Origin of the sequence: Enterobacter sp. DC1 (assembly GCF_000568075.1) — a bacterium.
GTDB lineage: Bacteria > Pseudomonadota > Gammaproteobacteria > Enterobacterales > Enterobacteriaceae > Enterobacter > Enterobacter asburiae.
This window is the reverse complement of record NZ_AZUA01000001.1, coordinates 507,101-533,863: the sequence shown is the minus strand read 5'-3', so window position 1 is coordinate 533,863 and position 26,763 is coordinate 507,101. Positions and strand designations below refer to the sequence as shown.

20 protein-coding genes and 2 pseudogenes are annotated in these 26,763 nt (G+C 57.1%); 8 read left to right on the top strand and 14 right to left on the bottom strand.

Annotation, left to right across the window (positions count from 1 at the left end; genetic code table 11):
- Positions 1 to 14: 14 nt before the first annotated feature.
- Entirely contained in the window at positions 15 to 470 is a 456-nt protein-coding gene (locus P346_RS18910; RefSeq protein ID WP_032657295.1) for a DMT family transporter, read from the bottom strand.
- A gap of 4 nt (positions 471 to 474) precedes the next feature.
- Positions 475 to 909, bottom strand: a complete 435-nt coding sequence (locus P346_RS18915; RefSeq protein WP_032657293.1) for a DMT family transporter — start codon at positions 907 to 909, stop codon at positions 475 to 477.
- Between the two features lie 95 nt (positions 910 to 1,004).
- Here P346_RS18915 and P346_RS18920 point away from each other — a divergent pair, with 95 nt between their 5' ends.
- Positions 1,005 to 1,937: a LysR family transcriptional regulator gene (locus P346_RS18920; RefSeq protein ID WP_032657291.1), complete on the top strand. Its 933-nt coding sequence runs from the start codon at positions 1,005 to 1,007 to the stop codon at positions 1,935 to 1,937.
- 5 nt (positions 1,938 to 1,942) lie between these two features.
- Here P346_RS18920 and P346_RS18925 read toward each other — a convergent pair whose 3' ends face one another.
- Together P346_RS18925 and P346_RS18930 are read right to left on the bottom strand one after the other, a co-directional pair.
- Entirely contained in the window at positions 1,943 to 2,971 is a 1,029-nt protein-coding gene (locus P346_RS18925) for a methionine synthase (RefSeq protein ID WP_032657289.1), read from the bottom strand.
- Between the two features lie 23 nt (positions 2,972 to 2,994).
- The gene (locus tag P346_RS18930; protein ID WP_032657287.1) at positions 2,995 to 3,969 is read right to left on the bottom strand and encodes a DUF1852 domain-containing protein; all 975 of its coding nucleotides are present in this window, start codon (positions 3,967 to 3,969) and stop codon (positions 2,995 to 2,997) included.
- A 352-nt stretch (positions 3,970 to 4,321) separates the two neighbouring features.
- Here P346_RS18930 and P346_RS18935 point away from each other — a divergent pair, with 352 nt between their 5' ends.
- A complete protein-coding gene (locus P346_RS18935; protein WP_029740565.1) occupies positions 4,322 to 4,861 on the top strand; it encodes a DUF2058 domain-containing protein in 540 nt (179 codons plus the stop codon).
- A 7-nt stretch (positions 4,862 to 4,868) separates the two neighbouring features.
- Here the strand turns inward: P346_RS18935 and P346_RS18940 are convergent, their stop codons facing one another.
- Both P346_RS18940 and azoR read right to left on the bottom strand, forming a co-directional pair.
- Positions 4,869 to 5,555: an RluA family pseudouridine synthase gene (locus P346_RS18940; protein ID WP_032657285.1), complete on the bottom strand. Its 687-nt coding sequence runs from the start codon at positions 5,553 to 5,555 to the stop codon at positions 4,869 to 4,871.
- 90 nt (positions 5,556 to 5,645) lie between these two features.
- Positions 5,646 to 6,251 carry an FMN-dependent NADH-azoreductase gene (gene azoR, locus P346_RS18945; RefSeq protein WP_008502313.1) on the bottom strand — a complete coding sequence of 202 codons (606 nt, stop codon included), beginning with the start codon at positions 6,249 to 6,251 and terminating at the stop codon, positions 5,646 to 5,648.
- Positions 6,252 to 6,456: 205 nt separating this feature from the next.
- Between azoR and hrpA the strand changes: the two genes are divergently transcribed.
- Positions 6,457 to 10,359: an ATP-dependent RNA helicase HrpA gene (gene hrpA / locus P346_RS18950; protein WP_032657283.1), complete on the top strand. Its 3,903-nt coding sequence runs from the start codon at positions 6,457 to 6,459 to the stop codon at positions 10,357 to 10,359.
- Positions 10,360 to 10,441: 82 nt separating this feature from the next.
- Here the strand turns inward: hrpA and P346_RS18955 are convergent, their stop codons facing one another.
- The 5 genes from P346_RS18955 to P346_RS18975 form a co-directional block, all read right to left on the bottom strand.
- Positions 10,442 to 11,101 (bottom strand): O-methyltransferase, encoded by a 660-nt coding sequence (locus tag P346_RS18955; RefSeq protein WP_032657281.1) that lies wholly within the window; start codon positions 11,099 to 11,101, stop codon positions 10,442 to 10,444.
- Positions 11,102 to 11,203: 102 nt separating this feature from the next.
- Entirely contained in the window at positions 11,204 to 12,583 is a 1,380-nt protein-coding gene (locus tag P346_RS18960) for an efflux transporter outer membrane subunit (protein ID WP_032657279.1), read from the bottom strand.
- Positions 12,580 to 13,662: an HlyD family secretion protein gene (locus P346_RS18965; RefSeq protein WP_029740560.1), complete on the bottom strand. Its 1,083-nt coding sequence runs from the start codon at positions 13,660 to 13,662 to the stop codon at positions 12,580 to 12,582. The genes P346_RS18960 and P346_RS18965 overlap by 4 nt, the downstream gene beginning before the upstream one ends.
- Positions 13,663 to 13,684: 22 nt before the next feature.
- Positions 13,685 to 15,337, bottom strand: coding sequence for an MFS transporter (locus tag P346_RS18970; RefSeq protein ID WP_032657277.1), 1,653 nt, complete (start codon positions 15,335 to 15,337; stop codon positions 13,685 to 13,687).
- Between the two features lie 158 nt (positions 15,338 to 15,495).
- Positions 15,496 to 16,815 (bottom strand): MFS transporter, encoded by a 1,320-nt coding sequence (locus P346_RS18975; RefSeq protein WP_032658305.1) that lies wholly within the window; start codon positions 16,813 to 16,815, stop codon positions 15,496 to 15,498.
- Positions 16,816 to 17,204: 389 nt separating this feature from the next.
- On the opposite strand from P346_RS18975, the gene P346_RS18980 reads away from it, so the two are divergent.
- Positions 17,205 to 18,005: a YdcF family protein gene (locus P346_RS18980; RefSeq protein ID WP_032657274.1), complete on the top strand. Its 801-nt coding sequence runs from the start codon at positions 17,205 to 17,207 to the stop codon at positions 18,003 to 18,005.
- Positions 18,006 to 18,386: 381 nt separating this feature from the next.
- Here P346_RS18980 and gap read toward each other — a convergent pair whose 3' ends face one another.
- Entirely contained in the window at positions 18,387 to 19,388 is a 1,002-nt protein-coding gene (gene gap / locus P346_RS18985; protein ID WP_032657272.1) for a type I glyceraldehyde-3-phosphate dehydrogenase, read from the bottom strand.
- 189 nt (positions 19,389 to 19,577) lie between these two features.
- On the opposite strand from gap, the gene cybB reads away from it, so the two are divergent.
- Positions 19,578 to 20,108 carry a cytochrome b561 gene (gene cybB, locus P346_RS18990; RefSeq protein ID WP_032657270.1) on the top strand — a complete coding sequence of 177 codons (531 nt, stop codon included), beginning with the start codon at positions 19,578 to 19,580 and terminating at the stop codon, positions 20,106 to 20,108.
- Between the two features lie 110 nt (positions 20,109 to 20,218).
- Here the strand turns inward: cybB and P346_RS18995 are convergent, their stop codons facing one another.
- Together P346_RS18995 and P346_RS19000 are read right to left on the bottom strand one after the other, a co-directional pair.
- Positions 20,219 to 21,286, bottom strand: coding sequence for an oxidoreductase (locus P346_RS18995; RefSeq protein WP_032657267.1), 1,068 nt, complete (start codon positions 21,284 to 21,286; stop codon positions 20,219 to 20,221).
- A 13-nt stretch (positions 21,287 to 21,299) separates the two neighbouring features.
- Positions 21,300 to 22,043 carry a DeoR/GlpR family DNA-binding transcription regulator gene (locus tag P346_RS19000; protein WP_032657265.1) on the bottom strand — a complete coding sequence of 248 codons (744 nt, stop codon included), beginning with the start codon at positions 22,041 to 22,043 and terminating at the stop codon, positions 21,300 to 21,302.
- Between the two features lie 739 nt (positions 22,044 to 22,782).
- Between P346_RS19000 and P346_RS19005 the strand changes: the two genes are divergently transcribed.
- From P346_RS19005 to P346_RS23690, 3 genes and pseudogenes are all read left to right on the top strand, one after another.
- The gene (locus P346_RS19005; RefSeq protein ID WP_032657264.1) at positions 22,783 to 24,120 is read left to right on the top strand and encodes a TolC family outer membrane protein; all 1,338 of its coding nucleotides are present in this window, start codon (positions 22,783 to 22,785) and stop codon (positions 24,118 to 24,120) included.
- Between the two features lie 121 nt (positions 24,121 to 24,241).
- Positions 24,242 to 24,586, top strand: a pseudogene (locus tag P346_RS23695) (BapA/Bap/LapF family prefix-like domain-containing protein); the annotation flags it as partial.
- Positions 24,560 to 26,752, top strand: a pseudogene (locus P346_RS23690) (Ig-like domain-containing protein); the annotation flags it as partial. The pseudogenes P346_RS23695 and P346_RS23690, both read left to right, overlap by 27 nt.
- Between the last annotated feature and the right edge of the window lie 11 nt (positions 26,753 to 26,763).

Here is a 26,763-nt window from a genome sequence, read left to right as displayed (position 1 = left end):
TTCCTCAATATTTTTTAGCTTTCGGCGCGGGATTTGCTTCCCGAGTATATAAAGGCCAGAGCAATCCCCAGGCAGGCAACCGCCCCCAGACGGCTCATCGAAAAGGGAATGGCCGCATTGCCCAGCCAGCCAAAGTTATCAATCAGCATACTCATGGCGAGCTGGCCGAATATCACCGCCACCGTGGCGACGGCGGTGCCGATGCGCTGCACCGCAAGGACCATGATCACAATGTAAGGCACGCCGAACATCGCCCCGAGGAGCTGCCATTTCGGCACGTCCAGCAGCGTGTTCGCCTGCTTAGGCTCAAAGAAGAAAATCAGCAGGGCGGTCACCAGCGCGCCGACGGAAAACGTCAGAAACGCGCTCTTGAAAACGCCCACGCTGCTGCCGAGCTGCCCGTTAATCGCGGCCTGAATGCTCAGCGTTGCGCCGCCGCAGACGGCCAGAAGAATCATTATCAGCGTCATATCATCACCCCTGTGCGACCAGAACCAGTGCCGCAATAATAAAAACCAGCGCCACGATACGTTTTGCGTTTATCTTCCTGTGCGGCGTACCCAGCAGGCCAAAGTGATCGATGATCAGGCTTTTAAAAACCTGACCGGCCAGAATGCCAATCATTGTCAGAGCGATGCCGATGGTCGGCGTGGCGATCGTCAGAATGACCACGTAAACAGGGCCAAGCACGCCGCCGAGCAGCTGCCAGCCGGGCTGGGCGAAAAACGACGGGCTGTTACGCGGGCTGAAAAACAGCATGAGCAGAAACGTCAGCGCGGCGCCGACGCCAAAAATGCTGAACGTCGCCCATAAATCGCCCACTTCTCCCCCTAATGGCCCCAGCAGCCCCGCCTCGACGGAGAGGCCCATTCCGCCGGCAATTACCAGTAAAATCAAAACAAACTGCATTACGCTTCCTCCGTTTTCAGGCGAAGAAGATTACGTCGGTAGACCCGTGAGAAAAATGCCATAATGCAGGAAACACCTTTGCAGGAAATGCATTAATGTCAGATGCCGGAAGCATGAACCTTCGCTCACTGCTGCTGTTTATTGCCGTCTATGAAACGCAGAACTTTTCCGTTGTCGCGCGACGAGAGGGAATATCCGCCTCGCAGGTGTCGCGCATTGTTCATCAGCTTGAGGACGCGCTCGGCCAGCAGCTGTTCTATCGCAATACCCGGGCGGTGATCCCCACGGAAAGCGGGCATCTGTTTATCCGCTATGCCCGGGCGATGGTCGATAACTTCGAAGAGGCGCGTCGGGAGCTGGATGAACGTTCGACCGAACCCTCCGGCACGGTCCGCATAAATGGGCCGGTATTTTTTGGACAGAGACACGTTGCGCCCGGACTGGCAGGTCTGGCCGAGCGTTATCCACGGTTAACCATAGAGCTGACGCTGACCGATGACTTTATCGACCCGCACCGGGACGCCGCCGATCTCATTTTCCGCATCGGCACGCTGACGGATTCGACGTTCCACGCCCGTGTTTTTGGGCAGCAGCGCTACCACCTGGCCGCGTCGCCCGCGTATCTGCGTCAGCACGGCGTCCCGGCCGACCCGACCGAACTGAGCCAGCACAAATGTCTGGTCTATCGCGGTTCGTCCGGGCCTAACCGCTGGCTCGTGCGTCGCAAAGGGGAGAATTGGGTGCATTATCCCGTCGCGCCGCTAATGACGTCCAATAATGCGGAGTCGCTGCTCATTGCCGCGCTGGGTGGGATGGGGATCGTCCTGTTTCCGGACTGGCTGATTGGCGACAGGCTGCTGCGGGGCGAGCTGATCGCCCTTATGCCGGAAATGGCGTGCGCCATCAACACGGAGCAACTCAATATTGCGGCGATCTATCCTAACGCACGTCATCCGCCCCTGAACGTCAGGGCGGTGATTGATTATTACGTGGCGTTTTTCGGCACGCCGCTCTACTGGCAAACGTAAGGCAATTACGCGCCGAGCTCTTTGCGGATAATTTCTGCGCCAGCGCTGAGTGCTCTCAGCTTGCCGTTAGCAACCTCGCGGGAGAGAGGAGCCATACCGCAGTTGGTTGACGGGTAAAGCTTGTCCGCATCGACAAACTGCAGCGCTTTACGCAGCGTATCGGCGACTTCCTCCGGCGTTTCAACGGCGTTGGTTGCCACATCGATCGCGCCGACCATCACTTTCTTACCGCGAATCAGCTCCAGCAGATCCATCGGCACGCGGGAGTTGTGGCACTCCAGGGAGATGATGTCGATGCTAGAGGTCTGCAGCTTAGGGAAGGCCTCTTCGTACTGGCGCCACTCTGAGCCGAGCGTCTTTTTCCAGTCCGTATTGGCTTTGATGCCGTAGCCATAGCAGATGTGTACCGCGGTTTCGCACTTCAGCCCTTCAACGGCGCGTTCCAGCGCGGCGATACCCCAGTCGTTCACCTCGTCAAAAAAGACGTTAAATGCCGGTTCATCAAACTGGATAATATCCACGCCTGCGGCCTCTAACTCACGCGCTTCCTGGTTGAGGATTTTGGCGAATTCCCAGGCCAGCTTTTCGCGGCTTTTATAGTGCGCGTCGTAAAGGGTGTCGATCATGGTCATCGGCCCGGGCAGGGCCCATTTGATCGGCTTGTCCGTCAGCTGGCGCAGGTACTTCGCATCGTCCACGAATACCGGCTTCTGACGCGCAACGGCTGATACCACGGTCGGCACGCTGGCGTCATAGCGGTTACGAATGCGCACCGTCTGGCGATTTTCAAAATCCACGCCGCTCAGGTGTTCAATAAAGGTGGTGACGAAATGCTGGCGGGTCTGTTCTCCGTCGCTGACGATATCGATACCCGCGCGGATCTGCTCATCCAGAGACAGGCGCAGCGCGTCCTGTTTACCCGCCAGGAGTTCCTGATCCTGTAATTTCCAGGGTGACCACAGCGTTTCAGGTTGTGCAAGCCAGGTCGGCTTAGGCAGGCTGCCAGCCGTAGAAGTCGGGAGCAATGTTTTCATAATAAAAGACCTTTTTTGATGAATTAAAGCGTGTAGTTATCAGACCACTGCTCAAGAATGTGTTGGTAAGGCTTAATGAAGTACGCTTCGGTAAAGCGACCCTGTTCAATCGCCAGTCGGCTACGCTCTTCCCGGTCATAAACAATTTTTGTTAAGGAGTGATCCTGCTGGTTTAGATCCGGTCGGTAGCACAGTCCCGCCGCCGAGTTTGCGTTATAAATTTCCGGGCGATAGATTTTCTGGAACGTCTCCATCGTGCTGATGGTGGCAATCAGCTCCAGATCGGTGTAATCACTCAGCAAATCCCCGGTAAAGAAGAATGCGAAAGGCGCCACGCTGTTTTCCGGCATGAAATAGCGAACCTGCAGGCCCATCTTCGCGAAGTACTGTTCCGTTAGCGACTCGCCATCCGGCTGATACTCAACGCCCAGCACAGGATGCTGGTTACCGTTGCGGCGATAGGTGTCTTTGCTGGAGACGCTCAGGCAGATCACCGGACCCTTGCTGAAGTTCTCTTTGTATTCCGGCGAATTCACAAAGTGGCGGAAAATATTGCCGTGCAGTTCGCCAAACTTTTCCGGAATGCTGAAGTGCTGCTGGTTCTTGTTGTGTTCCAGCAGCCGCACGCTGAAATCATAATCCCGCACGTAAGAAGAGAAGTTATTTCCGACGATGCCCGGGATACGCAGGTTATTTTTTTTGTCGACAATCGTGGTTTGCAATATCTCAATGGCCGGGAAAGGTTTTTCCGCGCCAATGTTCAAATCGACAGAGATGATTTCAAGCTCAACCGCGTAGCGATCGGCGTTTGGGTTATCCCAGCGCGCCAGGGCGTTAAAGCGGTTGTTGATCATCACCAGCGTATTGCGCAGGTTTTCCTGACGTTTTTCCCCGCGCGCCAGGTTGGCAAAGTTGGTGGTCGTACGCGTATTTTCTGACGGGTTGTAATTCTCATCGAAGCAACTGCGCTTAAGGGTATATGTGAAAGCTTTGCTCATTGTGGTTATGCATCCTAAGTTCATGTTGCTAAGAAGTTGCCGATGCATAATTTATGCCTGAGCCCGGGGCGCAGGGGAAGTGACTTAATTTCAATGCAACATGAGCGAACTTCATGAAGTGTAATGCTCGAGGTGTCGCTGCCTTCATGCCGGGTGGCGCTGCGCTTACCCGGCCTACGGTTCAGCGTCGTTTGTAGGCCCGTGCAAGCGCAGCGCCGCCGGGCGAAGCTCGTAATATGTCTGTGATATGCACTTGCCCTCGTCGTTAACCGGCAGCGGGGGAGAGGGATTTTTTATTTCCGTTCAATTCCCGCTATAATCCCCAAAATTTCCAACCGGTTTAGAAACGATCATGACAAAACTCACCTTACAAGAGCAGATGCTGAAAGCGGGCTTAGTCAGCAGCAAGAAAGCGGCAAAAGTGCAGCGCACGGCAAAGAAATCACGCGTTCAGGCGCGCGAGGCTCGGGAAGCGGTAGAAGAGAACAAGAAAGCGCAGATCGAGCGCGACAAGCAGCTGAGCGAGCAGCAGAAGCAGGCCGTGCTGGCGAAAGAGTTTAAAGCACAGGTGAAGCAGCTGATTGAGATGAACCGCATCACCGTGGCGAGAGGCAACATTACCTTTAACTTCACCGACGGCAATCTGATCAAAAAAATCGAGGTCGACAAGCAAACTCAGGCTCAGCTGATCAACGGCCGTCTGGCGATTGCTCGCCTGGTCATTAACGCCAGCGGCGACTGTGAATACGCGATAATTCCGGCGGTGGTGGCCGATAAAATTGCCCAGCGCGATGCCGACAGCATCGTGTTAAACAGCGCGCTCAGCCAGGAAGAGCAGGACGAAGACGATCCGTACGCGGACTTCAAAATCCCTGACGATTTGATGTGGTAAACCGCATTCAGAACGGGGCGGTGTGACGGGCGTTAACCGGCTCTCCACTCACGGGATGAATAAAATTCAACTCGCTGGCATGCAGCATCAGCCGGGGCGTTTCCTCAGCACCCGGCGCTTCAAGACCGCCATACAGATCGCAGCCCAGAATCGGGTGCCCCAGCTGCTGGCAGTGAATACGCAGCTGATGGGTTCGCCCGGTCTCCGGCGTAAGCATCACCCGCGTTAACGGCAGTCCCGTACTCTGATAAAACCGTTCCACCACCCGATAGCGGGAGCGGGCGGGTTTTCCGTTGATGGCGCAGATCGACATCAGCGGGAACAGCGCCGGGTCTTTGGCTATCGGCGCGTCTATTACTCCCTCATCGTTTTCCAGATGTCCGCAAAGCAGGGCGCTGTAGGCTTTCTCCACGCTACGCTGGCTGAACTGCTGGCACAGCGCCGCGTTGATGGCCTTATTGCGCGCAACCACCATCAGCCCGGACGTGCCGAAATCCAGACGGTGTACCAGCGTGCAGCCGGGGAACGTCTGGACCAGACGATAATGGACGGAATCAAGGTTTTGCGGATTTTTGCCCGAGAGGCTGAGCAGACCGGAAGGCTTATCGATCAGCAGCAGATGTTCATCCTGCCAGAGGATCTGAATGTCGTCGTGACACGGTGGGGCTATAAAAGAATCAATAATCGCAGACATCAGGCCGCCCGGCTGGAGAGTGGGAGCGGATGATAACGAAATGCGGGAGAAAAGAAAAACCCTCCCACCTGGCGGTGAGAGGGCAAAATCTTAGGCTGCTACCAGGCTGTCGATGGCGGCTTTCGCATCGGTCTGCGCTTTGGTCGCCACTTCCGGACCGTAAGCGATACCTTCAGCGAACACGAAGTTCACGTCAGTGATGCCGATGAAGCCCAGGAACAGGCTCAGGTACGGCGCAACCAGGTCGGTTGGGGTGTCTTTATGGATACCGCCACGGCTGGTCAGTACGATCGCACGTTTACCTTTCACCAGACCTTCAGGGCCGTTCTCGGTGTAACGGAAGGTTACGCCAGCGCGCGCCACCAGGTCGAAGTAGTTCTTCAGCTGGGTAGGGATGTTGAAGTTGTACATTGGGGCGTTGATGACGATAACGTCGTGCGCCTGCAGCTCAGCAATCAGCTCGTCGGACAGGGCCAGGGCTTCCTGCTGACGTGGAGACAGCGGTGCATCGCTTGGGCGCAGCGCGCCAACCAGCTCGCCGTCCAGCACAGGAATTGGGTTTGCAGCCAGGTCACGCACGGTGATTTCGTCAGCAGAATGCTGTTCACGCCACTGTTCAACGAAGTAATCAGACAGCTGACCAGACTGAGAGTACCCTGCCAGAATACTGGATTTCAAAACTAATACTTTGCTCATGGGTGATTCCTGTTGTTGCATTTGATTGAAGGGGGTTGCCCCGTTGCTTGTTGACACTCTATTCACAATCCTGCCACAGAGATAGCGCAATATATCGAAGCCTATGTTCGAATTTTTTGAATAAGGCGCTAAAGGCGTCAATGTGGTACTCTATAGCAATCATTAAAAAGAGAGTTTATCAGGGCGTGTACTGCCCTTTAACGCTATGACAGAACAACAAAAATTAACCTTCCCGATGCTCCTGCAACAGCTTGATTCTCTGATGCTGCGCGATAAACAGCGCTTTGCCCGCCGTCTGCACGGCGTGAAGAAGGTTAAAAATCCTGATGCACAACAGGCCATTTACCAGGAGATGGCGAAAGAGATTGAACAGGCGGCAGGGAAAGTTGTGCTGCGTGAAGCTGCACGCCCGGCGATTACCTACCCGGAAAACCTGCCCGTCAGCCAGAAAAAACAGGACATCCTTGAGGCCGTCCGCGACCACCAGGTGGTGATTGTCGCGGGTGAAACCGGCTCGGGGAAAACCACCCAGCTGCCGAAAATCTGTATGGAGCTGGGGCGCGGGCTAAAAGGGCTGATTGGCCACACCCAGCCGCGTCGACTGGCGGCGCGCACCGTGGCGAACCGTATTGCCGAAGAGCTGCAGACGGAGCCGGGCGGCTGCATTGGTTACAAGGTGCGATTCAGCGACCACGTTAGCGATAACACCATGGTCAAGCTGATGACCGACGGTATTCTGCTGGCGGAAATCCAGCAGGATCGCCTGCTGATGCAGTACGACACCATCATCATTGACGAAGCGCACGAGCGCAGCCTGAACATCGACTTCCTGCTCGGCTACCTTAAAGAGCTGCTGCCGCGTCGCCCGGATCTGAAAATCATCATCACCTCCGCGACCATCGACCCGGAGCGCTTCTCGAAGCATTTCAATAATGCGCCGATTATCGAGGTGTCAGGACGTACCTATCCGGTTGAGGTGCGCTATCGCCCGATTGTGGAAGAGGCGGATGATACCGAGCGCGACCAGCTGCAGGCCATCTTCGACGCCGTTGACGAGCTGGGTAACGAAAGCGCGGGCGACATCCTGATCTTCATGAGCGGCGAGCGCGAAATTCGCGACACCGCCGATGCGCTCAGCAAGCGCGACCTGCGCCACACGGAGATCCTGCCGCTTTACGCGCGACTGTCAAACAGCGAGCAGAACCGCGTATTCCAGCCGCACGGCGGGCGACGTATCGTTCTGGCAACCAACGTGGCGGAAACCTCGCTGACCGTGCCGGGGATTAAATACGTTATCGACCCGGGCACGGCGCGCATCAGCCGCTACAGCTACCGCACCAAGGTCCAGCGGCTGCCGATTGAGCCGGTCTCTCAGGCTTCCGCCAACCAGCGTAAGGGCCGCTGCGGCCGCGTGTCGGAAGGGATCTGTATTCGCCTCTATTCCGAAGATGATTTCCTGTCGCGTCCGGAATTTACCGACCCGGAAATTCTGCGTACCAACCTGGCGTCCGTTATCCTGCAGATGACCGCGCTGGGGCTGGGCGACATCGCGGCGTTTCCGTTTGTCGAAGCGCCGGACAAACGCAACATTCAGGACGGCGTACGTCTGCTGGAAGAGCTCGGCGCCATTACCACCGACGAGCAGGCCACGGTCTACACGCTGACGCCGCTGGGCCGCCAGCTCAGCCAGCTGCCGGTGGATCCGCGCCTGGCCCGTATGGTGCTGGAAGCGCAAAAGCACGGCTGCGTGCGCGAGGCGATGATCATTACCTCGGCGCTCTCCATTCAGGATCCGCGCGAGCGTCCGATGGACAAACAGCAGGCGTCTGACGAAAAGCATCGTCGCTTCCACGACAAAGAATCCGATTTCCTCGCCTTCGTAAACCTGTGGAACTATCTCGGCGAGCAGCAGAAAGCGCTCTCCTCGAACCAGTTCCGCCGCCAGTGCCGCGTGGATTTCCTCAACTACCTGCGCGTGCGCGAGTGGCAGGATATCTACACCCAGCTGCGCCAGGTGGTGAAAGAGCTGGGCATTCCGGTCAACAGTGAACCGGCGGAGTACCGCGAAATTCATATCGCGCTGCTGACCGGCCTGCTGTCCCACATTGGGATGAAGGACGCCGAAAAGCAGGAGTATACCGGCGCGCGTAACGCCCGTTTCTCCATCTTCCCCGGTTCCGGCCTGTTCAAGAAGCCGCCGAAATGGACCATGGTCGCGGAGCTGGTGGAAACCAGCCGCCTGTGGGGGCGCATTGCCGCGCGTATCGATCCGGAATGGGTAGAGCCGGTGGCTCAGCACCTGCTGAAACGCTCATACAGTGAACCGCACTGGGAGCGCGCGCAGGGCGCGGTAATGGCGACCGAGAAGGTGACCGTTTACGGCCTGCCGGTGGTCGCCGCGCGTAAGGTCAACTACAGCCAGATTGACCCGGCGCTCAGCCGCGAGCTGTTTATCCGCCACGCGCTGGTGGAGGGAGACTGGCAGACGCGTCACGCCTTCTTCCGTGAAAACCTGAAGCTGCGCGCGGAAGTGGAGGAGCTTGAGCACAAGTCCCGCCGCCGCGACATTCTGGTGGACGACGAGGCGCTGTTTGAATTTTACGACCAGCGCATCAGCCACGAGGTTATCTCCGCCCGCCACTTCGACAGCTGGTGGAAGAAGGCCAGCAAAGAGACGCCGGACCTGCTCAACTTCGAAAAGAGCATGCTGATTAAAGAGGGGGCGGAGTCGGTCAGCAAGCTCGACTACCCGAACTTCTGGCATCAGGGCAACCTCAAGCTGCGTCTGACCTATCAGTTTGAACCGGGTGCCGACGCGGACGGCGTGACCGTCCATATTCCGCTGCCGCTGCTAAACCAGGTTGATGAGGGCGGGTTTGAGTGGCAAATCCCCGGCCTGCGCCGCGAGCTGGTGATTGCGCTGATCAAATCCCTGCCGAAACCGGTGCGCCGTAACTTTGTGCCTGCGCCAAACTATGCGGAAGCTTTTTTAGGCCGCGTCACGCCGCTGGAGCTGCCGCTGCTGGACGCGCTGGAGCGCGAGTTCCGACGCATGACCGGCACCACCATCGACCGCGAAGACTGGAACTGGGATCAGGTGCCCGATCACCTGAAAATCAGCTTCCGCGTGGTGGATGATAAAAACAAAAAGCTGCAGGAAGGCCGTTCGCTGAGCGAGCTGAAAGAGGCGCTGAAAGGCAAAGTTCAGGAGACGCTTTCTGCGGTGGCGGACGACGGTATCGAGCAGAGCGGGCTGCATATCTGGAGCTTTGGTCAGCTTCAGGAAAGCTACGAACAGAAGCGCGGTAACTATAAGGTCAAAGCCTGGCCTGCGCTGGTGGACGAGCGCGATAGCGTGGCGATCAAGCTGTTTGATAATCCGCAGGAACAGCAGCAGATGATGTGGCGCGGGCTGCGTCGCCTGCTGCTGCTCAACATCCCGTCGCCGATCAAGTATCTGCACGAGAAGCTGCCGAACAAAGCCAAGCTCGGGCTGTACTTTAATCCGTACGGCAAAGTGTTGGATCTGATTGACGACTGCATCTCCTGCGGCGTGGACAAGCTGATCCACGAGGCGGGCGGTCCGGTCTGGACGGAAGAGGGCTTTGCTCAGCTTCATGAAAAGGTGCGCGCGGAGCTGAACGACACCGTGGTGGAGATTGCCAAACAGGTCGAACAGATCCTCACCGCCGTGTTCAATATCAACAAGCGCCTGAAGGGGCGCGTGGATATGACCATGGCGCTGGGGCTCTCGGACGTGAAGGCGCAGATGGCGGGGCTGGTCTATCGCGGCTTTGTCACCGGCAACGGATTTAAGCGTCTGGGCGATACGCTGCGCTATCTGCAGGCCATTGAAAAACGTCTGGAAAAAATGGCTATCGACCCGCACCGCGATCGCGCGCAGATGCTGAAAGTGGAGAGCGTGCAGCAGGCGTGGCAGCAGTGGCTAAACAAGCTGCCGCCGGCGCGCCGCGACGATGAAGACGTGCAGGCGATCCGCTGGATGATCGAGGAGCTGCGCGTCAGCTTCTTTGCCCAGCAGCTCGGTACGCCGTATCCGATTTCGGATAAGCGTATTCTGCAGGCGATGGAGCAGATTTCCGGTTAAAACCCTTGCCCGGAGGCGCTGCGCTTACCGGGCCTACGGGAGAATATGTAGGCCGGGTAAGGCGTAGCCGCCACCCGGCTGGTTATCGTTCTACAATTGCCAGCGTAAACCCATCCCATCCCTTAACCCCCACCGTTTGCAGCGCGGTGGCGGTTAAGCGCGGGTTATCCCCAGTCATCTCGATAAAACGCCGCACGCCCAGCACGCGCGCGTCGTCGCTTTGCCCGTTAATGACCTCGCCGTCGCGCACCACGTTATCGCCGATAATCACCGTACCCGGGCGGGAGTAGTGCAGCGCCCACTCCAGATAGCCGGGATTGTTTGGCTTATCGGCATCGATAAAGATCAGGTCGAACGGCGGAACGTCACCGAAATTCTCCAGCGAGCTCAGCGCCGGGCCTTCAATTAATTCAATACGATCGTTCAGCCCCGCGAGGCGAATATTCTGACGGGCAACATCGGCATGCGTCGGGTCAGCCTCGAGCGTAATCAGCTTTCCGTCCGGCGGCAGGGCGCGCGCCATCCAGATAGAGCTATAGGCGCCCAGCGTCCCTATCTCAAGAATGCGTCTTGCCTGGGTCATGCGCACGAACAGCGCCAGCAGTTGCCCCTGATTGGCCGCAACATCGTGTTCGGGTAGCCCGGCGCGCTTGTTGTTTTCCAGTACCTGACTCAGCACGTCATCGCCAGGGATAAGCGAAGAAATCATGTAATTATCTACTGCAGACCACTGTTGTTGCATAGATTGACTCCTTGGGAGGGATTGCCGGGTGACGGCTACGCCTTACCCGGCCTACGGGTGCGAAATGTAGGCCCGGTAAGTGAAGCGCCACCGGGCAGGTTTTCAGGCACTGACCCAGCCGCCGCCCAGCGCCCTGTACAAATCGATCTGCGCCAGCAGCAGATTATTTTTCACCTGCACCACGCTGGTCTGCACCGAGTACAGCGTGCGCTGCGCGTCCAGCACGTCCAGATAGGAGGAGTAGCCGTTGCGATTGCGGTTCTGCGCAATGCGCAGCGTCTCCTGCGCCACATCCTGCTGGGCAAGCAGCTCCGTCAGCTGTTCCTGATAGCGCGTAATAGCATCAAGGCTGTTGTTCACTTCGGCAAACGCGTTACGCACGGTTTTTTCATAGGCGTACAGCGCCTGGTTACGCTGGGACTGGGAAATATCCACCTGCGCATTCAGCGCCTGGCGGTTCAGCAGCGGGGCAAGAATACTCCCCCCGACGCTCCAGAGCTGAAGCGGGTTGTCCAGCAGGCCGGACAGGGTGCGATCCTGTATCGATCCGGTCGCGGTCAGGTTGATCGACGGCAGCAGGCTGGCGCGCGACGCGGCAAGCGAGGCGTCAGCCGCAACCAGCTGGCGTTCGGCCTGAACGATATCCGGCCGACGGTTAAGGAGCGTAGAAGGCAGCTGCGACGGCAGCGTCAGCGGCGTTAGCGCCTCAAAGCTTTCGCTGCGCGCTACCGCGCCGGGATTGCTTCCCAGCAGCAGGCTGAGGGCGTTCTCCTGCTGCGCAATCTGGTGCTGCAGCACCGGAACCTGCGCCCGCGTTGAGCGCAGCTCGGAATCCGACTGCATCAGCTCCAGACGCGAGCTGTAGCCCGTCTCAAACTGACGTTTCGCGAGGTTAAATGCCTCTTCGCGCGATTTCAGCGTGGATTCGGTCACCCGCAGCTGTTCGTCAAGCGAGAGCAGGGTGACATACCCGGACGCAACGGAAGACGCGACGGTTAAATCTGCGGCGGCAGCGGCGGCTTTTTGCGCCTCCAGCGACGCTTCGGCGGCACTGGCCGTGCTGCGGTTGACGCCCCAGATATCCACATCGTAGCTCGCCGTCAGGCTACCTCTGTACAGCGTGCCGTAGACCGGCAGCCCGGTCGCGGCGGATTGCGAACGGGCGCGCGTCCCCGTTACGCCCGCGTCAAGCGACGGAAACAGGCTGCCGTCAGCAGCAAAGACCCGCGCCTGATACTCGTTAATCCGCTCGCGGGCGATCAGCACGTCGCTGTTGTTTTTAAGCGCCTGGTCCACGTAGCGGTTGAGGTTGTTATCATGAAAATTGCGCCACCAGAGCTGCTCCGCCGGGCTGGCAGGACCGGAATCGGCGCGCCACTGGGTGGGGATTTGCAGCGTCGGCTGCGCCGGTTTTACGTCGACGGACTGGCATCCGGCGAGCATTACCGCCAGCACCAGAGCGGCTATCGGGCGAAGGGTCACTGTTTGCCCTCCCGCGTATCAATCGTCACCTGCACCGACATACCCGGGCGCAGCAGGGCGGACTCCTCAGGCTTGCCGAGCACCTCGATGCGCACCGGAATACGCTGGGCGATTTTGACAAAGTTGCCGGTGGCGTTGTCCGGCGTGATGGCGCTGAACTCCACGCCCGTCGCCGGAGAGATGCTCTCCACGCGGCCCTGATACGCTTTGTTGTTCAGCGCATCGACGGTGAATTTGACTGGCTGACCAACGCGCAGCTCCGCGAGCTGGGTCTCTTTAATATTGGCAATGACCCAGTGCTGAGGCGGGACAAGGGTGGTGAGATGGGTCCCTGCGGTCACGTACGCCCCGAGACGCACGGCAATCTGGCCGAGCTGGCCGTCGCGCGGGGCGGTAATGCGGGTGTTTTGCAGGTCAATTTGCGCCAGCTCCAGCGCCGCTTTGGCGTTTTCAACATCCGCCTCCAGCGCGCCGCGATTGACAATCACCGTCTGCAGATCCTGACGCGACATCTCAAGCGAGGCTTTGGCCTGCTCAATATCGGCGCTGCCCTGGGCCGCGCTGGCCAGCGCCGCGTCGCGCTCGCGAATGGAAAGCGATCCGTCCGCCGTCAAATCCTTCACGCGCTTTAAATCCGCCTGGGTTTTAAGGCTCTGGGCGCGGGCATTTTTCAGCGCCGCGTCATTTTTGGCGATCGTCGCTTCGGCGCTTTTACGCTGCTGCAGGTTGTTATTGAGCGCGGCAATTTTCATCGCCAGCTGTGCCTCGGCCTGATGCACGCGCTGACGATAGATACGGTCATCAATCTGCAGCAGCAGGTCGCCTTTTTTAACCTGCACAAAGTCCTGAACCTTCACCTCGGTGATATAGCCATTCACCTGGGGGCTGATGAACGTCGTCTGACCGCGCACGTAGGCGTTGTCGGTAAACTGCGCGTGGCGGGTGAACGGCGGCAGCTGCCACGCGTAAAGGATCACCAGCACGCCGACAATACCGATGGCGGCGGCGGTGAAAACGGAAACAATGCGCACATTTTTGCGGGTGTTGGCCTGCTCTTTAGCGGCATCCTGCTGACTCATAAACTCTCCAGAACTATTTCAATTATTTGTTGCCGGTGGCGTTCTTAAGCGCCATACGGGCAGTGATGCGCAGGCGCAGCAAGCGCCATAAAATCCAGACCAGCGTGGCGGCAGCGATGCTCGCCGTCAGCAGATAAGTATCGTTGTAAGCCAGAATATTCGCCTCAAGCGTGGTGACCGTTTGCAGCTGCGTGATCGCCTGCGTCCCCAGCAGCGAACTGTCGCCAATCAGGCTCCGGTACATCTGGGTGTAAAGCTGGATACGCTCGTTGACCAGCGGATTGAGCGTGGTGAGCTGGTCCGCCAGCAGGCTGGAGTGGTACTTCTCGCGCCAGGTCTGGAAGGTTCCGAGGATCGCGGAGCCCAGCAGGCCGCCGAGGTTCTGACTCATGCCGAACATCACCGAGAAGCTGACCAGGTTGCGCGGATCTGCAATCACCCCGCCAATGGCGGCCAGCATGGCGGGTGCCAGGAAGAAGGCGCTGCCGAAGCCCAGTAGAAACTGACTTAGCATCAGCTGATCCGGCCGGGTCAGGTTGTTGGACTGGCTGTCCAGCAGCGAGGCAACAATCATCAGCGCCAGAGAGGTGATGATTGGCCACGCCAGTTTCGTCGGCTTGATGGTGAGACAGCTGGTGACGATCCCGCAGACGATCCCGGCGAAAATGGACCACGCCAGGTGGGTCATCTGCTCATTCTGTAACCCCACGTACTGCAGCCAGCCGATGACGCCGGTGTTTTGCTCTGCCAGCACGATACGGATCAGCAGCATAATGAGCCCCAGACGGACGATGCTGCCGCTCGACAGCCAGCGGGTGTTCAGCAGCGGGTTGCTGCGGTTATGTTCAAAGACGATGGCAGACACAATTAATACCAGCGACAGCGCCAGCGACCAGCCGATCCACGGCGCCTCGAACCACCAGTCAAGACGGCCTAAAGAGAGCACGGCGCAGAGCAGGGCCATTCCCGGGGCCATTAAAAAGAAGGTGATGAAGTCTTTTTTCTCAAAGACCTTGCGCCTGTCCCCCGGCGGCAGTTTTAAGGCTATCACGCAGGCCAGAGAGATCAGCGCCAGCCCGAGCTCGAAGAAATAGAGCCCGCGCCACTCGTCCAGCTGCAGCAGTTCGGTCGAAAACAGGCGGGCCAGAGGGATGGCGAGCGACGACCCGGTAATCCCGATGGTGAGCGCCTTCAGGCGGTGCTTCGCAGGCCAGGCCTGGATCTGATAGTAAATCCCCAGCGAGCTGAGCGCGGCGGCCACCATCCCGTGCGCGGCGCGCACCATCAGCGCCGAGCTGAGATCGTTAACGAACAGGTGGAAAAAGGTCACCAGCACGTACAGCACCAGAAAACCTTCCGTGAAGGCGCGCAGACCGTACTGCTGGCGGAACTTAACCAGCAGCAGGTTGATAGAGATGTTGGTCATGACGTAGACCGCGGGCAGCCAGGCGATTTCGGTCGACCAGGCCCCGAAGGTCCCCTGCAGATTTTGCAGGTTGGCGGTCACCACCGCATTTCCCAGCGCTCCCGTCAGGCACACCAGCAGGCCAACGACGCCGTAGGCAATCCGTTTTGGCGTACTGTGCTCGGGTGTGGAAGGCGAACCCAGCAGGGCGGGTTTCTCATGTGGCTGCCACTCGCGAGGAGCATAAGGGTCGCGTTCGGGCAGGCGCATAACGTCGTTTACCTTAGAAATGATTGAATAATTAGCGGGCTAGCGATTCTACGTCTGCCGCAAATGATAATTCAAGTGAATATGATTTACGCATGTTAATCAAATGTAGAAGGGAAGTTTAATGAAAAAGAGCGGCCCGAAAGTCGGGCCGACAACGATCAGAGATGTTCGGGCTGCGCCTGCAGAGGAGATGTTCGCTTGACGCGGCTGGCGCAGAAAATCGCGATCAGGGAAATGACTACCGTGACGGCAAGATACCAGGCCACCGGAACCCAGTCGCCGTCATATTTTGCCAGCAGTCCGGTGGCAATCAGCGGCGCGGTACCGCCTGCCAGCGCGGCACCCAGCTGATAACCGAGCGTAATGCCGGTGTAGCGTACGTTTGCACTAAAAATTTCAGAACACAGCGTACCGAGTACCGCCGTTACCGGTGCCCACAATACGCCAAAGGCGATGACCGTCGCGAGCACAATGCCCCAGGTTGTTCCGGTATTGAGCAGCATAAACCACGGCACGATAAACAAACCCAGGATGAAGACGCTCGCGGCATACATGCGTTGACGGCCAATTTTATCCGAGAGTAGCCCCATTAACGGGATCATCACCGTGGCCACCAGGGCTCCCAGCGTCACGGCTTCCAGCGCCTGAGATTTTTGATACGTCAGCGTCGTGGTGGCATAGCTCACGACAAACGTCGAGAAGATGTAGAACGGCGCGGTTTCAACCACCTTCAGACCGGCGGCAATCAGCACTTCGCGCCAGTGATGCTTCAGCGTATCGCGTAGCGGGGCCTTCGCCACCTGGCCCGATTGTTTTACCTTCTTGAAATCAGGCGTCTCGTCGATGTCCTTACGGATCCACAGGCCGAGCAACACCAGAACCGAACTCAGCAGGAACGGGATGCGCCAGCCCCAGGAGAGGAAGTCCTCCTCGCTGAACAGGGTCATCAGCGAGACGATAAAGGTCGCCATCAGCATGCCGATGGTCACGCCCGCCTGCGGAATACTGCCGAAGAAGCCTTTACGTTTTTCGGGCGCGTATTCGTAGGCCAGCAGCAGCGCGCCGCCCCATTCACCGCCTATACCCATCCCCTGAATGATACGCATCAGGATCAGCAGAGCGGGCGCCCACAGGCCAATCATTTCATACGTGGGCAGCAGACCGATCATGACGGTTGCACCTCCCATCAGAGAGAGGGTGAGAACGAGGGTTTTTTTACGTCCGATGCGGTCGCCGATATGGGCGAAAAGTACCCCGCCAATGGGGCGAATGAAAAAGGTTAATGAGAACGAGAGATAAGAGAGAATGAGCCCGATCACCGGATCGACCATCGGGAAAAAGATCTTATTAAAGACCAGCGCGGCCGCCGTACCGTAGAGAAAATAGTCAAACCATTCAATGGCGCTCCCGGTAAGGCTGGCGATTAACACCTTCTTATTTTTTCGTAATACCGTCGTCGTACTTTCATGTTCTGTCATGACCTGAAACCCCGCCACGTTGATGATGTATGAGGTGTCACCTGGCGCGCTTCAGGTGCAACCTGTGATGATGAAAAAGGTTGTGAAATTGTTAAGCAACTTAGGGTTGGATGTTGTATTTGGCAAGCTAACGGGGGATGAAACTGGTCAGATCACGGTGAAATAAGCAGCGCTGGGTGCTTTTGCAGAGAGCATGTGCAACAGGATGTTTTGTATGATGGAAAACCAAAAGCATAATATGCAGGTGCAACCCGATTGTTTTTGGATGTTTCTGGTTATTTCAGAAAAATGACAATTTGGGCGATAAAACAACGTCTGGTTTCAGAGCCCGCCTCTGCGTTATCGGTAAGAAACCGCTACCCTGAAGAGACATAAATGAGGAGTTCACCATGGTTCAGCCCCATTTTCCCATCCTGTCGGATACCGCGCTGGCGGCCATCAATACTGTCGGTGAATGGCTGGCGCAGGATGACCTGAGCGGCAGCCGCCAGTCCCCGGACGTCGATGCGGTAATTCTGGCAGGGAACGCGGTGATCCCGATCATTGAGGCGGCGTGTCGAATTGCCGCGCAGCGAGAAATCCCGCTTCTGATTAGCGGCGGTATTGGCCATTCAACCGCGTTTTTATATTCCGCTATCGGCAGCCATCCGCGTTATCACACATTACAAGTCGAAGGGCGGGCCGAAGCGAGCATTCTTGCCGACGTTGCGCGGGAGTTCTGGCAGATCCCCGAGGCGCGCCTGTGGATTGAAGATCGCTCCACCAACTGCGGTGAGAACGCGCGTTTTAGCTGGAACATGCTGAAACAGCATCAGCGCGCAACCGGGCGGGTGCTGGTGGTGCAGGACCCGACGATGCAGCGCCGTACGATGGCGACGTATGCCCGCGTTTGTCGGGATGAACCCGTGTCACCGCAGTGGATAAGCCACCCAGGGATTACGCCGATACTGCATAACGGCAAAGAGGGCGTGGAGTTTAGCGAGGGCAATAGCGGACTGTGGCCCGTTGACCGCTACCTTTCACTGGTTTTGGGGGAGCTGCCGCGTTTGTATGATGACGTTAACGGCTATGGCCCGGCCGGGCGGGATTTTATCGCGCACGTTGAATTCCCTGAGGCGGTGATTGCCGCGTGGAAACAGCTGCAGCAGGATCCGGTCCTCGCGGATGCGTTGTCCAGGCGCTCGATTTAAGGGTGTAATCAGAAGCGATAACAACCGCTTCAGAATAACCTTTGGCTTACAGCAATGTCCTGGTCCGGCTGTATATCGCCGAAGCGTTTCCGTAAGGCCGGGGCGAGGCGCAGGGATGCAGGCTCATGCCCGACCCGATAGCCTGAAGGAATAAGCTGAGGGGACCGCGAAGCGGCGATTTACCGCCGGGAGCCCGGGTTGCCAGGGGGGGGGCGATTGAGCCACCCTGGCTCGTTCACCGGTTATGTCGTTAAAGAGTAGAAAGGAACATAAAGTGAACGGAATGACCACCACACCCGTATGTTCCCCTCACCCTAACCCTCTCCCACAGGGAGAGGGGATGCTTCACTGCTCATATTAGCCCTGAATAAAGGCATAGAATCACAGCGCCGCAAACTTATCCAGCGTCCGCACAAGCTGCGTCACGAAACCATATTCGTTGTCATACCAGGCTACCGCTTTCACCAGCTGCAGCTCTCCCGCTTCTGACACCTCCGTCTGCGTGGCGTCAAACACCGAACCATAATGCGAGCCAATCACATCGGACGACACAATCTCTTCGTCGGTATACCCGAACGATTTATTGCCCTGCGTCGCCTTTTTCAGCGCGGCGTTGATCTCCTCAACGGTGACTTTCTTGCCCAGAATCGCCACCAGCTCGGTGACCGAACCCGTTTTTACCGGCACGCGCTGCGCGTGGCCCTTCAGCTTGCCGCTGAGGGCAGGGATCACCAGACCGATGGCCTTTGCGGCACCGGTGGTGTGGGGAATGATATTCTCTGCCGCCGCCCGCGAGGCGCGAAGGTCTTTCCCGCGCGGGCCATCCACCAGCGCCTGCGTACCGGTATAGGCGTGAATGGTGGTCATGGTGCCCACTTTTATTTCAAACGCATCGTGCAGGGCTTTCGCCAGCGGGGCGAGGCAGTTTGTGGTGCAGGATGCGACGGAAATAATGGTGTCACTGGCGTCAATGGTGTCGTCATTCACGCTGTAGACGATGGTTTTCATGTCACCCGCAGGCGCGGAGATCAGCACTTTCTTCGCGCCTGCGTCCAGGTGCGCCCGTGATTTCTCTTCGGAGGTATAAAAGCCGGTGCACTCCACGACGATATCCACGCCTGCGGCTTTCCACGGAATGTGCTTCGCCTCTTTTTCGGCGTACACCGCAATGGTTTTGCCATCAACAATCAGCGCATCCTCGGTGAAATCCACGCTCCACGGGAAGCCGCCGTAGTTGGAATCATGCCTGAGCAGGTAGGCCAGCACTTTCGGTGAGGTGAGGTCGTTGATGGCGACGACGGTATTACTGTCCTGGGTTTCAAGAAGGCGACGCAGTACAAGGCGCCCAATGCGTCCAAAGCCGTTAATGCCAATTTTACTCATGGTGTTCTCCTGTAAACGTGTCGATGCGACAGTTTGAACTCATCCAGGCTTAGACCATCACGGGCAGGGCGGCAATTGAAGATGCTTCATGCGGGAGGAAGTATTTGAAAAACCATACAGAAAAGTTAATGAATTTTTAAGGAAAGGGGATTATGTTGGCGCGGTAACTGTTTTTAATCGGGAAATCACATGCGCACTAAATATACAAGCCTGCAAATCGGCATCCACTGGCTGGTGTTTCTGTTAATCATCGTCGCCTACTGCGCCATGGAGTTCAAAGGTTTCTTCCCGCGCACCGCGCGTCCAGTTATCAATATGATCCACGTCTCATGCGGTATCAGTATCCTGGTGCTGATGGTGACCCGTCTGCTGGTTCGCCTGAAATTCCGCGCGCCGCCGATTCAGCCGAAGCCAAAAGCGATGGTGACGGGGATGTCTCATCTGGGGCACCTGGTGGTGTATCTGCTGTTTATTGCGCTGCCGCTGATTGGCATTGTGATGATGTATAACCGTGGCAGCGACTGGTTGGCGTTTGGCATGGTGATGCCGCATGCGGCGGAGTCAAATTTTGACCTGGTTGATGTGCTGAAAGAATGGCACGAGACGCTGGCGAACCTGGGCTATTTTGTGATTGGCCTGCACGCGATGGCGGCGCTGATGCATCACTATTTCTGGAAAGATAATACTCTTCTGCGCATGATGCCGAAAAAGCGTCAGTAGTGCTGAAACATTGTCGCCGCCTTTCTTGCCCGGCGGCGCTTCGCTTGCACGGGCCTACAAACGGCTCTGAATCGTAGGCCGGGTAAGCGCAGCGCCACCCGGCTTGTTTTTTAACCCAGCAGCGCACGCTCTTCGGCAGATAACGCCAGCGCCTGCGTTGACCCCGTCTCCGACGACTTCACCGCCGCTTCCAGCACGGCCATGACCGCCAGTGCTTCAACAGGGTGGACAGGATTGGTGATTTTCCCGAGCAGCGCATCGCGTACGTTGACGTAATACTGGCGCTGATCGCCTTTCGGGGTAGGAATCGTCTGCGGTGCACCGTCGGCCCCAAAGAACACCATGCTGTCGCCGTCTTCACCCCAGGTTTCACTGCCGGGAGTCACCCCTGCGAGCAGCTGCGCTTCCTGCTGATCGATTCTGGCTTTCACCACGCTGCCTTTGTCCCCGTGGGCGGTAAAGCGTGCCGTACCGCCAGCAACCAGCATGCTGGCGTGCAGAATGACCTTATGCTCCGGGTAGTTTAAAACCACGTGCGCCCAGTCGTTAATTTCTGCACCGTCGCGCAGCGTTGCGATATTCCCCTGAACCGACTCCGGCAGGCCAAAGAGCTGTAGCGTCTGGTCAATCAGATGAGGGCCCAGGTCAAACCACAGACCGCTCCCGGGGACGTTCTGCTCGCGCCAGCGCACGCGCACTTCCGGGCGGAAGCGGTCGATGTGCGATTCCAGGTGTTTAACCTTGCCGAGCGTGCCTTGCTCGATAATCTGCTTAATGCCGAGGAAATCGCTGTCCCAGCGGCGGTTGTGGAAGACGGAGAGCAGCAGCTGCTTTTCATCCGCCAGCGCAATCAGGTCGCGGGCTTCCTGCATGTCGAGGGTAAAAGGCTTATCCACGACCACGTGTTTACCCGAGTTCAGGGCCAGCGTCGCCAGCGGGGCGTGCGTGGCGTTGGGGGAGGCAATCACCACCAGATCGATATCAGGATGCTGAATGGCTTCTTCCGGTGTCGCCACCACCTGTACGTCCGGCAGATCGCGTTTAACCTTCTCTTCATCACGAGAAGAGACCACGGCCAGCTTAATCCCGTCCACAGACTGGATCAGCGGGGCATGGAAGGTTTTACCGACAAATCCATACCCGATCAGCGCAATGTTGATTGTTTGAACTTTACTCATGACCTTCTCCACGTTAATTCGCGCACACGGTAACCTGCAGTGCGCTATGGTCCCCAAGCTCAGGCCAGGGACGATCTAAAAAGAGTTGTTGAATGCTGGATAACCCGGAAACCAGATACGGCTCGCAGCGGTTAATTTTCAGGTGGTCGGCAACAATCCAGTGCGCGTGGCTTGCGTCGAGCATCGCGCGTTTCACCTCGGCATCCGCTTCTTTACCGGCGCTCAAACCGAGTTCGGCATGAATGGCGCACGCCCCAAGAATGGCAATATCTGCCCGATAACGGGACAGCAAAGACAGCGTGGCGCTTCCGGCAAACAGTCGCTGCTTGTGGTCCCATTTCCCGCCGAGCAGGATCAGCTCAATATCTTCCCGGTCGCTAAAATGCTGGGCGATATCCAGCGACGTGGTAATGACGGTGAGCGGCCCCTGAAGAAAAGTGGCGACGGCCATCACCGTGCTTCCGGCATCCAGAAACAGGGTGGAGCCCGGCGGAACCTGCTGCGCAACCTGTTTACCCAGGCGCTGTTTGGTCTCCGGCAGCAGCGTGCTGCGGCCCTGACGGTTCATGGCGGAGAGGTTGAGCGCGATGGCTCCGCCGTGGTTCTTCTGCGCAAGGCCCTGGTTTTCCAGGTCGGTCAGATCACGACGGATAGTATCCGCTGAAACCTGCAGCTTTTCGGCCAGGTCAGTGATGCTGGCCTGGCCTTGCTCGCTGAGGATATCCAGGACATAGCGTTGACGAGCGGTTTTGTGCATGGGAGTACATTCCTGCAAAATGTCGCAATAGTTTGCATAATACAGCATTTTGACGCAGAGAGAAGGGGATTGTGGTCATGACAATGTGCTGCGGCGTGATGATTCACATGGGTGATTATTAAAATTTTATTAAGCAGGTATAAGTAAGCCGTTTTGAATGTTAATCACAATGTTATTGTTATGTTTTATTTAACGATTTGGTTTATGCAACCAGTGTATAGCCATTACGTGGGTATAGATGCTGTTTAATATAAATTATGCAGGATTTAATTGCTTTAATTAGTTTTTTAAAGGCATTTAATTTTAAATATACCCCTTAGGCTACGTAAATTGACACTTCTTTGAAAATCTTTGTGTCTGACCCGCTATGAAATTAACGCAAAAATGTGCACAGAACGAATTAAGAATTTTCCTTAGATAACAGAGGCTTTATATGTTTCATCTGAAAGGATACTTTAAGAGTTTTGTCCAGAAACCCCATATTTTTTCTTGCTTGTAACACCACATTAACATTGTGGCTGTAGTGGGCTATAACACATTTTGTTATGCTGCTAACCAGTTTAAGAAATAAGTAAATTCTTAATTGAAATAAAACGCAGGCAGATCTCATCTCCAATGGAAATGGGTATGGGGAGTATTACCTGAAATTCAGCAAGGTAGCTAAATAAGATATTTGTCTAATTATCTATACCTCTTTTTGGGTATTTGCTTGAGTATCACTCAGAGTCAGGGAGATAACATGACGATATTACGAAAGCCTATGTTACGCCGATTTACAGCAGCACTGGCATTCATTTCATTAGCCATAAATACGGCGTACGCCAGTAGTAATCAGGTAGGTATTGCCCCGGTGGCAACCACAACCTTAAAAGAAAGTATTCTTTTTGCTATCGATCGCGATCCGTCAATTAGTCAGCAGGCCGCGCAATTAGGTATTGGGCAGGCACAAATAGATGAAGCGCGCAGCGGCTGGATGCCGCAAATATCGTTGAACGGGAGTACAGGGCACAGCCAGACCACCGATTCCAGCGGGTCGCTGAAGAATTCAGCCGCCTGGGGGCTGAGCCTGACGCAGCTGCTGTACGATTTTGGCAAGACCAATAACAGCATCAGCCAGTCTTCCGCCCAGCGCGATAGCTACCGCTATCAGCTGATGGGCACGCTCTCGGACGTGGCGGAAAAAACGGCGCTGAGCTATGTGGAGGTCAAACGCTATTCCGATCTGCTGCAGGCGGCAATAGATAACGTGCAGGCGCTCAGGAACGTCGAGCAGCTGGCAAAGCTGCGCGCAGACGCGGGCGTGAGTTCCACCTCCGATGAGCTTCAGACCCGCACGCGTATTGCCGGCATGCAGGCGACGGTCGCGCAGTATAACGCCGCCTTAAACAGCGCGCGCGCCAGGCTTGCGGTATTAACGGGGATGCAGGCAGAGGCTTATTCGCCGGTGCCGGCGAACCTTGCGGTTGAGCCAGATTCGCTCAACCGCATCGATTATTCGCTGATACCGGCGGTGATGGCCGCGCAGAACATGGAACGTTCGGCCCAGTATGGCGTGGAAACGGCGAAGTCCCAGCACTGGCCGACGTTAAGCCTGAAGGGGGGGCGCACCCGTTATGAATCGGACAACCGTTCCTACTGGGACGACCAGATACAGCTCAATATCGACGCGCCGCTGTATCAGGGGGGCGCGGTTTCCGCTCGCGTTCGGCAGGCCGAAGGCGCACGGGCCATGGCCTCCTCTCAGGTCGATCAGGCGCGTTTCGATGTCCTGCAAAAAGCCTCCGTCGCGCAGGCTGACTGGACCGGCGCGCGGGGACGAATGGAGGCGGGGAAGCAACAGCTGGAAAATGCGCTGCGGGCCCGCGATGTTTATAAAAATGAATACACCCTGAGCAAGCGGAGCATTAACGATCTGCTTAGCGTTGAGCAGGATGTCTGGCAGGCCACATCTGCGAAAATAATCGCTGAGTATGACGGCTGGAGTTCGGCAATTAATTATGCTTCCGCGGTTGATAATTTAATGCCGCTTATTGGAATAGAGAAAAACGCTGCCGCAAAATTACCCGACTTGAGTTAATAAAAGACGCGCAGTGTTGCGCAAAGTAAGACTGAAAATAATGGGTGTTTTTTCCCAGGGATAGCTACATCCGTCTGGTGGACATATCCACAGGAATCCGTACACCTGCAAGGAGAAGAATATGAGTAACATAAAAGTTGTTGATGTCATCATTCGCAAAACGGCGGAGAAAACCAAATTAACCGGCGAAGGAAATCTGTCGGTCTCTATTTCATCGCCGAGCGTGATTGAAATTCAGGGTTCCGCTCAGGATGTGGCGCGTTTTGTCCGCCAGGGGAAAGACCTCCTCATTTATATGAAAGATGGCAGCGTTATTCGCTGCAATAACTATTTTGTCGAAGATCCAGAAACGCATAATCAGTCGGAGCTGGTGTTCAACGACCGTCAGGAACTGACACATATTTCTTTTGCCGATGCCGGGGAAGCGTCAGGCGTTGCGGTGACCGAGTTAACCGCGCAGGCCACACCGATTAGCAGCATTCAACCTTTCCTCGCGCAGGAAAGCGTTTTAAGCGACGCGCCGTGGGGCTGGATTGCGGGAGCGGCCTTAGGCGGCGGTGCCATCGGGGCACTGCTGGCAAACGGCGGTGACGGCGAAACTAAAACAAAAGTCATTGATAATACGAAAGAAGTTGAAAGCGCCACGCCGACCTTCTTGCTGTCGGATAAAGCGGGTGACAAGCAGGGCGTGCTGAGCGCAAACGAGATCACGGACGACAGCAACCCAACCTTTAGCGGTACCGGCCAGCCGGGCGCGACCATCCAGATCAAAGACAGCAGCGGCAGCACCATTGCCAGCACCATGGTCGGTACAGACGGCACGTGGACGGTAATATTACCGACCCAGACGGACGGGGAGCACACCTGGTCGGTCGTGCAGATCGACGGCAGTAAAACCACCTCTGCGGGCAGCATCACCGTGACGGTTTCTACCGCCGATGCCGCCATTACGCTGGCCACCACGGCGGGCGATAACGTGCTGAACGCCAGCGAACAATCCGCGGGCTTTACGCTTTCCGGTGCCAGCAAAAACCTGGCGCAGGGCACCGAACTCACCGTTACGCTGAACGGCAAAACCTACGCGGCTGAAGTCGGGGCAGACGGCGCGTGGAGCGTTAACGTGCCTGCGGCAGACGCGCAGGCGCTGGGCGACGGTACCTGGACGGTTAACGTGAGCGGTAAAGACGCGGCGGGTAACACCGTCAGCGGAAGCCAGACGATTGGCGTGGATACCACCGCGCCAACCCTCTCTGTCGATACTCTCGCACAGGACAACATCATTAATGCGGCTGAGCACAACCAGCCGTTGACCCTGACCGGTAAAACGAATGCGGAAGCCGGTCAGATCGTCACGGTCACCCTGAACGGTAAAAACTATAACGCCACGGTGGGCAGCGACGGCACCTGGTCCGTCACGCTTGCCGCGAGCGACGTGCAGGCGCTCAATGAGGGTAATCACACCCTGACGGTTAACGTGAGCGACAAAGCGGGCAACGGCTCGTCCGTAACGGCAGATTTCACGGTGGATACCGCCGCGCCGGTCGTCACCATCCATACCGTGGCGGGCGACGATATCCTCAATATCAGCGAGCAGGGCCAGGCGCACATTATTTCCGGCCAGGCGAGCGGTGCCACCGCGGGCGATGTGGTCACCGTGACCCTTGGCGGCCAGACCTTCACCGGCGTGGTGCTGGCGGACGGTAGCTGGAGCGTCGGCGTTCCGGCGTCCGTGCTGGGCGCGCTGGGTGAAGGCAACCACACGCTTTCGGTTTCCGTCACTGACGCGGCAGGCAATACCGGCAGCGCCACGCACGGCATTACGCTGAGCGGACACCCGCCGGAATTTACGATTGATGCCATCAGCCAGGATAACGTCCTGAATGCCCAGGAGGCGATGCAGCCGCTGAGCCTGACCGGCACCAGCAACCTGCCGGACGGCACCGCCGTCACCGTGACGCTGAACAACGTCAGCTATCTGGCCACCGTCGAAAACGGTATCTGGGCTGTCCAGGTGCCGGTGTCCGACGTCCTGAATCTGGCGAACACGCTTTACACCGTCAGCGTCAGCGGTACCGACAGCGTGGGTAACAGCGGTTCTGCCGAAGCGAATCTTTTGGTGGATACCGTCCTTCCGCAGGTCATTATCAATACGTTTGCGGGCGACAACCTGGTCAATAACGCCGAAGCGGGCGTCGATCAAACCCTCAGCGGTCGCGTTACCGGCGCGGCGGCGGGCGATACCGTCACCATCTCCGCAGGCGGCAAGAGCTACACCGCAACGGTTGGCAGCGACCTGACCTGGAGCGTGAAAATCCCGTCAGCGGATCTTCAGGCGTTTGGCGACGGGGATTTAACCTTTACCGCCTCCGTTACCAACGCGCACGGCAATACCGGCACCGGCGAGCGTGATATCAACATCAACGCGGAGCTGCCGGGCCTGCGCGTGAACACCATTTCCGGCGATGACGTGATCAACGCCATTGAACAGCAGCAGGACTTGAGCGTCACCGGCTCCAGCAGCCATCTGGCCGCGGGCACGCAGATTATCGTCACCATCAACAACGTTGAGTACGTCACCGCGGTTAACGCCAGCGGCAGCTGGCAGATCGGCGTTCCGGCGGCGGATCTGCAGGCCTGGACGGC

Excerpts from the sequence above, each read along its gene's own strand:
- P346_RS18910 (WP_032657295.1), bottom strand. The coding sequence starts at position 470 with ATGACGCTGATAATGATTCTTCTGGCCGTCTGCGGCGGCGCAACGCTG.
- P346_RS18915 (WP_032657293.1), bottom strand. The coding sequence starts at position 909 with ATGCAGTTTGTTTTGATTTTACTGGTAATTGCCGGCGGAATGGGCCTC.
- P346_RS18920 (WP_032657291.1), top strand. The coding sequence starts at position 1,005 with ATGTCAGATGCCGGAAGCATGAACCTTCGCTCACTGCTGCTGTTTATT.
- P346_RS18925 (WP_032657289.1), bottom strand. The coding sequence starts at position 2,971 with ATGAAAACATTGCTCCCGACTTCTACGGCTGGCAGCCTGCCTAAGCCG.
- P346_RS18930 (WP_032657287.1), bottom strand. The coding sequence starts at position 3,969 with ATGAGCAAAGCTTTCACATATACCCTTAAGCGCAGTTGCTTCGATGAG.
- P346_RS18935 (WP_029740565.1), top strand. The coding sequence starts at position 4,322 with ATGACAAAACTCACCTTACAAGAGCAGATGCTGAAAGCGGGCTTAGTC.
- P346_RS18940 (WP_032657285.1), bottom strand. The coding sequence starts at position 5,555 with ATGTCTGCGATTATTGATTCTTTTATAGCCCCACCGTGTCACGACGAC.
- azoR (WP_008502313.1), bottom strand. The coding sequence starts at position 6,251 with ATGAGCAAAGTATTAGTTTTGAAATCCAGTATTCTGGCAGGGTACTCT.
- hrpA (WP_032657283.1), top strand. The coding sequence starts at position 6,457 with ATGACAGAACAACAAAAATTAACCTTCCCGATGCTCCTGCAACAGCTT.
- P346_RS18955 (WP_032657281.1), bottom strand. The coding sequence starts at position 11,101 with ATGCAACAACAGTGGTCTGCAGTAGATAATTACATGATTTCTTCGCTT.
- P346_RS18965 (WP_029740560.1), bottom strand. The coding sequence starts at position 13,662 with ATGAGTCAGCAGGATGCCGCTAAAGAGCAGGCCAACACCCGCAAAAAT.
- P346_RS18970 (WP_032657277.1), bottom strand. The coding sequence starts at position 15,337 with ATGCGCCTGCCCGAACGCGACCCTTATGCTCCTCGCGAGTGGCAGCCA.
- P346_RS18975 (WP_032658305.1), bottom strand. The coding sequence starts at position 16,815 with ATGACAGAACATGAAAGTACGACGACGGTATTACGAAAAAATAAGAAG.
- P346_RS18980 (WP_032657274.1), top strand. The coding sequence starts at position 17,205 with ATGGTTCAGCCCCATTTTCCCATCCTGTCGGATACCGCGCTGGCGGCC.
- gap (WP_032657272.1), bottom strand. The coding sequence starts at position 19,388 with ATGAGTAAAATTGGCATTAACGGCTTTGGACGCATTGGGCGCCTTGTA.
- cybB (WP_032657270.1), top strand. The coding sequence starts at position 19,578 with ATGCGCACTAAATATACAAGCCTGCAAATCGGCATCCACTGGCTGGTG.
- P346_RS18995 (WP_032657267.1), bottom strand. The coding sequence starts at position 21,286 with ATGAGTAAAGTTCAAACAATCAACATTGCGCTGATCGGGTATGGATTT.
- P346_RS19000 (WP_032657265.1), bottom strand. The coding sequence starts at position 22,043 with ATGCACAAAACCGCTCGTCAACGCTATGTCCTGGATATCCTCAGCGAG.
- P346_RS19005 (WP_032657264.1), top strand. The coding sequence starts at position 22,783 with ATGACGATATTACGAAAGCCTATGTTACGCCGATTTACAGCAGCACTG.